The 6,755-nt window shown below is 67.9% G+C and carries 6 protein-coding genes; 2 read left to right on the top strand and 4 right to left on the bottom strand.

Features of this window, described 5'->3' with window-relative positions:
• The 3 genes from QOC69_RS15820 to QOC69_RS15830 all read right to left on the bottom strand — a co-directional run.
• Positions 1–695, bottom strand: a 695-nt coding sequence (locus QOC69_RS15820; RefSeq protein ID WP_526441145.1) for an aromatic ring-hydroxylating oxygenase subunit alpha, incomplete at its 3' end; no start/stop codon positions are given.
• Positions 692–1,831 carry an N-methyl-L-tryptophan oxidase gene (gene solA / locus QOC69_RS15825; protein ID WP_526441147.1) on the bottom strand — a complete coding sequence of 380 codons (1,140 nt, stop codon included), beginning with the start codon at positions 1,829–1,831 and terminating at the stop codon, positions 692–694. The genes solA and QOC69_RS15820, both read right to left, overlap by 4 nt.
• 7 nt (positions 1,832–1,838) lie before the next feature.
• The gene (locus tag QOC69_RS15830; RefSeq protein ID WP_526441149.1) at positions 1,839–4,280 is read right to left on the bottom strand and encodes an FAD-dependent oxidoreductase; all 2,442 of its coding nucleotides are present in this window, start codon (positions 4,278–4,280) and stop codon (positions 1,839–1,841) included.
• 210 nt (positions 4,281–4,490) lie between these two features.
• On the opposite strand from QOC69_RS15830, the gene QOC69_RS15835 reads away from it, so the two are divergent.
• Positions 4,491–4,844, top strand: a complete 354-nt coding sequence (locus QOC69_RS15835; RefSeq protein WP_526441151.1) for a bifunctional 3-phenylpropionate/cinnamic acid dioxygenase ferredoxin subunit — start codon at positions 4,491–4,493, stop codon at positions 4,842–4,844.
• Positions 4,841–6,034, top strand: a complete 1,194-nt coding sequence (locus QOC69_RS15840; protein WP_526441153.1) for an NAD(P)/FAD-dependent oxidoreductase — start codon at positions 4,841–4,843, stop codon at positions 6,032–6,034. The genes QOC69_RS15835 and QOC69_RS15840 overlap by 4 nt, the downstream gene beginning before the upstream one ends.
• Here QOC69_RS15840 and QOC69_RS15845 read toward each other — a convergent pair.
• Positions 6,021–6,755, bottom strand: a 735-nt coding sequence (locus tag QOC69_RS15845; protein ID WP_526441155.1) for an aldehyde dehydrogenase family protein, incomplete at its 5' end; no start/stop codon positions are given. The two genes, QOC69_RS15840 and QOC69_RS15845, sit on opposite strands and share 14 nt — an antisense overlap.

Here is a 6,755-nt window from a genome sequence, read left to right on the forward strand (position 1 = left end):
GGGTGAATGGTCGCGCAGTGGTAGCACTCCATGAAGTTCTCGACGATCAGCTTCCAGTTCGCCGCCACGTCGTAGACGACGCGCCTGCCCACCTCGAGCTCGTCGATCTGGTAGCGGTCGATGGCCGTCGGATCGCCAAGCCGTGCCGTGACCGCTCCGATGACGTCCTCCTCGAACGACGGCGGAGTGTCGGCCAGGCACACCCAGGCGTAGCCGAGCCATTCCCGCAGCGCCACCGGCACCAGCCCGTACGCGGTGCGGTCGATGCCACGTCCGTCGCCGTCCTTCAGCGTGCCGAGGTTCGGGGCTGCGACGAGTTTGCCGTCGAGCCCGTAGGTCCAGGCGTGGTAGGGGCATTGCAGGGTCCGGCGTACCTCGCCCTCCGGCTCGGTGCACAGCTGCGCGCCTCGGTGCCTGCAGATGTTGAGGAAGGCGCGTAAGGCGCCGTCGCGTCCGCGGACCACCAGCACGCTCTCGCGCCCCACCTGCACGCGTTTGAACGATCCCGGATTGGGCAGATCGCGGCTGCGCGCCGCGCAGAACCACATCGTCTCGAGGATGTGCTCCTGCTCCAGCCCGAAAATACGGTCGTTGCAATAGTATTCGCCACCCAGGGTGGGGATCAGCGAGCCTGCGGGGGCATGACTGGCTTGGGCGCCGTGGCCTGTCGACGCCGGTAGTTCGGTCGCGGTCACGATGTCACCAGCCTCTGCGGGTCGAACAGTCCGATGGGGTGTGCGGTGGTCCCGGTGGTCGCGAGGTCGGCGACGATCTCGCCGACGACCGGGACGAACTTGAAGCCGTGGCCCGAAAATCCGCATGCCACGGTCACGTTGGCGTAGTCGGGGTGGCGGGTGATGACGAAGTGCTCGTCGCTGGTGTTGGAGTACATGCACGTGGCCGAGTGCACGCAGTCTCCCGCGAGCGCAGGCAGCAGCTCCGTCACCCGGTCGCGCATGGCGGTTATCTCCTCGGGGTGTACGACCCGGTCGATGGTATCGGGCGTGCAGACCTGCCCCTTGCGGAAGAAGGCGACCTTGACCCCACCCTGGGGACCGTCGATCGCCGGGAACCCGTATATCTGCATACCGTTGGCGTTTTCGTTGATGAAGATGGGTTGGTCTTCGAATGGCGCCGTCCCGCCGACGGGGTCCAGCCAGTACAGCACCTGGCGCTCGACCGTGATCGGGATGCCCAACTCGGCCAACAACTCCGGGGCCCATGCGCCGGGGCAGATCACCACCTGGCCCGCCGTGTAGGTGCCGGTTCCGGTCGCGACCGTCACACCCGCTGCGGACTCCGACCAGTGCAGCACCTCCTCGCCGAAGCGCAGCGTCGCGCCTGCGCGCGCGGCGAGGTCGAGGTGGGCGGCGACGGTCATCTCCGGACGCGCGAACCCGGCCTTGGCCTCGTACAGTCCGACGTCGTCGGGCTGTGGCGTGAAATTGGGGAAGCGGGTGCGGATCTGCGCGGCGTCGAGCACTTCGTGCGGCAGTGACCACTGCAGGCTGGCCCGCAGACTCCCGGCGACGGTGAGGCATTCCGACGGGCCGAGGAACAGCCCGCCGGTGATTCGGTAGACCTCCTGCCCGGAGTCGCGCGCCAGATCTTCCCAGAGCTCGTAGGCCCGCAACAACAACGGCACATACGCGGGATCTTCGAAGTAGGACTGCCTGATGATCCGCGACCCGCCGTGGCTGGACCCCTTGTCGTGTGCGGGGGTGAACTTCTCCAGCCCGAGCACCCGCTGACCCCGGCGGGCCAGATGGTAGGCCGCCGAGCTTCCCATGCCGCCGAGGCCGATGACGATGACGTCGTAGCTCTCCACCATCCCGCCGCTACCTCCGGATCCGCGACATCTCGGGGTCCACGACCGGCTCGGCGTGCACCGCTGCGGTGAAAGTCGTTGTCAGATAGTCCACCTCGACCTCGGCGCCGGGACCTAGATCGGCGGGCAGCCAGGCGTAGGCGATGCTGCAACCGATGGTGGCCGAATAACCCGCGCTGGTGACGTAGCCGACCGTCGCCCCGCCCACCGACACGGGCTCCTTGCCCAGCACGACGGCATCGGGATCGTCGAACACGATGCTGCGCAGCATGGTTGCCGGCGGCGGCGCCTCTTCCAGCCCGCGTTTGCCGACGAAGTCCTCCTTGGCCATCCGGACCGCGAAGTCGATCCCTGCCGCGGCCGGGGTGTGCTCGGCGGTCATGTCGCTGCCCCACGCGCGGTAGCCCTTCTCCATACGCAGGCTGTTGAAGGCGATCTGTCCCGCAGCGATCGCCTGGTGGGGTCGTCCCGCCTCCCACAGCAGATCCCACAGCGCGGCACCGCATTCGGCCGTGGTGTAGATCTCCCAACCAAGCTCGCCGACGTAGGACACCCGCATCATCGTGACCGGGACGGAACCGAGGTGGGTCTGCAGCGCGCGGAAGTACTTGAACGACTCGTTGGACAGGTCGTCGGGACACAGCGGCTGCACCAGCTGCCGCGCCTTCGGGCCCCAGACGCCGACGCAGCATGTCCCACCGGTGACGTCCCGCACCGTGATGGTGCCATCATCGGGCAGCTGCCTGCTCAGCCAGTCGAAGTCCAGCGGCCCGTTGGCGCCCACCTGGAAGAGCTCCGGTGCCAACCGAGCGACCGTGAGATCGCTTCGGATGCCGCCATTCTCGTCGAGCAGCAGCGTGTAGGTGACCGAGCCGACGCTCTTGGCGACGTTGTTGGTGGTCAGACGTTGCAGGAAGTCGACCGCTCCCGGCCCGGCGACCTCGTAGCGCGTCAGCGGCGTCATGTCGTAGAACGCGACGTGCTCACGGGTCCACCGCGCTTCGGCGATCGAGATCGGCGAGTAGAACCGCGATGACCACTCGTCGCGCTGTGGCACGTCGAGACCCTGATCCCGCAGCACGTCCAGCAGCGGGGCATTGGTCTCGTACCAGGCGGGGCGTTCCCAGCATCGGACCTCGAAGAAGAACGCCCCGAGGTCGCGCTCGCGTTGATGGAACGGGCTGACCCGCAGATTGCGCGGCGCGTCGCGGTACTGGTGCGGGTGGACGATGTCGTAGACCTCCACGAAGGCCTGTGCACTGGTCCGGTTGACGAAATCGGGGCTGAGGGCGGCCTTTTCGAACCGGTACAGATCGCATTCGTGCACATCGGTGCCGGGGGCGCCGTCGACGATCCACTCGGCCATCGCCTTCGCGACACCGGCCGAGTGGGTCACCCACACCGCCTCGGCGACCCAGAACCCGCTCAGCTCGCGGTGCTCGCCCATGATCGAGAAGCCGTCGGGTGTGAACGAGAATATGCCGTTGAAGCCCTCCTCGACCTTCGCATCGCCGAGCACCGGCAGCAGGGCGGTGCTCGCGGTCCATGCGGGCGCGAAGTCGTCGTCGGTGAACGGCAGCATCGACGGCATCGCCTCGTCGGCCGTGTCGTGCAGGAGGGTGCCCATCTCGACCGGCATCGGGCGGTGCCCGTAGTAGCCGATCCCCAGCCGGTCGCCGTGCTGGCGGTAGTACAGGTCCTCGTCCTGGTGACGCAGGATGGGTAGCCGTGCGCCGTCCCCGGTGTCGTCGACCTGCACCAGCCCGGGCACCTGTCCGGTCTTCGCGTACTGGTGGGCCATCGGCACCAATGGCACCGTCAAGCCCACCCTTGCGGCCAACTCGGCACCCCAGAACCCGACCGCGGACACCACGACGTCGGCCTCGAACACCTCACCGGCGACGGTGCGCACGCCGGCGACCCGGCCATTCCGATCCACGATCTCGGCGATCTCGTGATTGCCGAGGAAGCGTGCCCCGCGGTCCGTCGCGCGGGCGGCCTGCGCCTCGACTGCGCGGACGGCAAGCGCTAAACCATCTGCGGCAGTGTGGAATCCACCGAGGACCCGGTCCCGGTCCAACAGCGGGTAGAGGGCCAGGCACTCCTCGGCGTCGATCAGACGCCCTTCGATGCCCCATGACCGCGCCCAGCCCGCCTTGCGATGCAAATCGGTCCAGCGCTGCGGGGTCGTCGCGAGCTCGAGTCCCCCGACCGCGTTGAAGGCGCCCAGCGCCCCGAACTTCTCGACGGTGTAACGGGCGAACTCGGTCATGGTCTTCGACGGATTGGTCTGGAACACCAGTCCTGGCGCGTGCGACGTGGAGCCGCCCGTCGCGAAGAGCGGGCCGCGGTCCAGGACGGTCACGTCGTTCCATCCGCGCTGGGTGATCTCGTCGGCCAGCGACGTTCCCACGACACCGGCACCGATGATGACGACCTTCGGCTGACGCACGCGACCTCCTTTTGGTGCGCATGGCGCAACGTGTATCGTATTAAGCAACTATCGTCTACCGCACGCCGTCCACTGTCAACCCCTGGCGGCCCGGTTATTTCTGCGCCAGACCCCCTTGACGCAGCCGGATTCCGTCGCCACACTGTTGCGTATTACGCATCTATCTCTTATTACGCAACAGACTCAATCCGGGATCAAGGAGAAGTCCGTATGACCGCGAATACGCCGCTGACCGGCCAACCCGTCCTCGTCGGCCGCCTTGCCGACATCCCAGTCGGGGAAGCCCTCACCGTCCGACTTGCCCGGACCGCGCCGATCTCGGTCTTTCACACCGAGCAGGGTCTGTTCGCCATCGACGACACGTGCACCCATCAGGACGCCTCACTGGCCGACGGCTGGGTGGAGGACTGCACCGTCGAGTGCCCGCTGCACGAGTCATGCTTCGACCTGCGTACCGGCGCGGTGTCGGGCCCGCCAGCCAAGATCGCCGTGCGCACTCATCGTGTGGGCGTCGTCGCAGGCGAGGTGTGGCTGGAGGTAGGGCCGGAAGCGGGCACGGCGTGACCGACCCGCGGTCGGTCGTGGTCGTCGGCGCGTCGCTGGCCGGGTTGTCCGCGGTGCGCGGGCTGCGCGCCGAGGGCTTCACCGGGCCGATCACGGTGATCGGCGCCGAAGTGCATCTGCCCTATGACCGGCCACCGCTGTCCAAGGAGTTCCTGTCCGCAGACGACGTCGACATCGCCTTGGTGGACGGCGTCGACGAAACTCTTGACGCCCAATGGCTCCTTGGACGTGCCGCCGCCGGCCTTGCCACCGGAGCGGACGGCAGCATCTCCATTCGAATCGCCGACGGATCCACGGTGAGCGCCGACGTCGTGGTGATCGCCACCGGCGCCCGCGCGCGAACCCTGCCCGGCTGCGGCGACCTGACTGGCGTCCACACCCTGCGCACCGTCGATGATGCGCTGGCCCTGCGCGATTCGTTCACCCGTACGCGCAGGCTCACCGTCATCGGCGCCGGGTTCATCGGCGCCGAGATCGCCGGTACCGCGAACGCCCTTGGCATCGAGGTCACCATCGTCGAGGCCGCGAGTGCCCCGCTGGCCGCTGCTCTCGGTCCGCAGATCGCCGGCGCGTGTGCCGGCCTGCACGCCCGAAACGGCGTCCGGCTCCTTGCCGGCGTCGGGGTGGGCGCGCTGACCGGAGACGGGCGGGTGGACTCGGTCGCCTTGGACGACGGCACGCACGTGCCCGCCGACACGGTGCTGATCGGCATCGGGTCCGTGCCGAACACCGAATGGGCCGCCCATCCGGCGCTGCTGACCGACCGTGGATTCGTCACCGATTCATCGTGTCGCACAACGATTCCCGGCGTGTATGCGATCGGCGACTGCGCCAGGGTGTACGACCAGAACCTGCGCACCCACCACCGCAGCGAACATTGGACGAATGCCACCACGCAGGCAAGGGTCGTCGCGGCGGCGATCATGGGCCGCACACCACCTCGCCGCACGGCGCCGTACTTCTGGTCGTGTCAGTACGGAAGGATGCTGCAGTTCGCCGGCTACTTCACCCCCACCGACAGCCTGCGGGTCATCGAGGGCGCACTCGACAGTCCGTCGTTCACCGCCGCCTACGAGCGCGAGGGTGAGCCGGTGGCGGTGTTCGCGATGGACAGTCCGCGCCTGTTCACCCGATATCGCAAGCAGATCGAAGCGGCGCTGAACTCGGTGGACGCGACTACCGCTTCGTGAAAATCGTTCGGTGCCAGCCCTTGTCGGCGACGCCGGTGATATCGCTCATCACGTGCTTGATGGTGAGGTATTCCTCGAAGGAGTAGTCGCTCATGTCCTTGCCGAACCCCGATGCGCCGACGCCACCGTGCGGCATCTCGCTGATGATCGGGATGTGGTCGTTGATCCACACGCAGCCGGCCTTGATCTCGCGCGACGCGCGCTGGGCCCGGTAGACGTCACGCGTCCACGCCGAGGCCGCCAACCCGTACTCGGTGTCGTTGGCCTGACGCAGCGCGTCGTCGTCGTCGGTGAACGCGCGCGCCACCAGCACGGGCCCGAAGATCTCGTCGCGGTACACCTCGGAACGCTCGTCGACGTCGGCGATCAGGGTGGGGCAGTAGAACGACCCTGGCAGGTCGGGCACGACACCGCCGGTGACGACGCGGCCGCCCTCGCCGGGTGCGCGTGCGACCATCGCCGCGACCTTCTCGCGGTGCGCCGTGGTGATCAACGGCCCAAGGTCGGTGTCGGGGTCATGCGGGTCGCCGACGACGACGCCGCTCATCACCTCGGCGACCCCGGCCACGAAGTCGTCGTACAGGTCACGCGCGACGATCGCCCTGGTGGCGGCGGTGCAGTCCTGCCCGGTGTTGATCAGGGACGCGGCGACCGCGCCCTGGATGGCGGCGTCGAGGTCGGCGTCGTCGAACACCACGAAGGGCGCCTTGCCGCCGAGCTC

The organism is Mycobacterium sp., assembly GCF_032162105.1.
In the GTDB taxonomy this organism is placed as follows: Bacteria; Actinomycetota; Actinomycetes; order Mycobacteriales; family Mycobacteriaceae; genus Mycobacterium.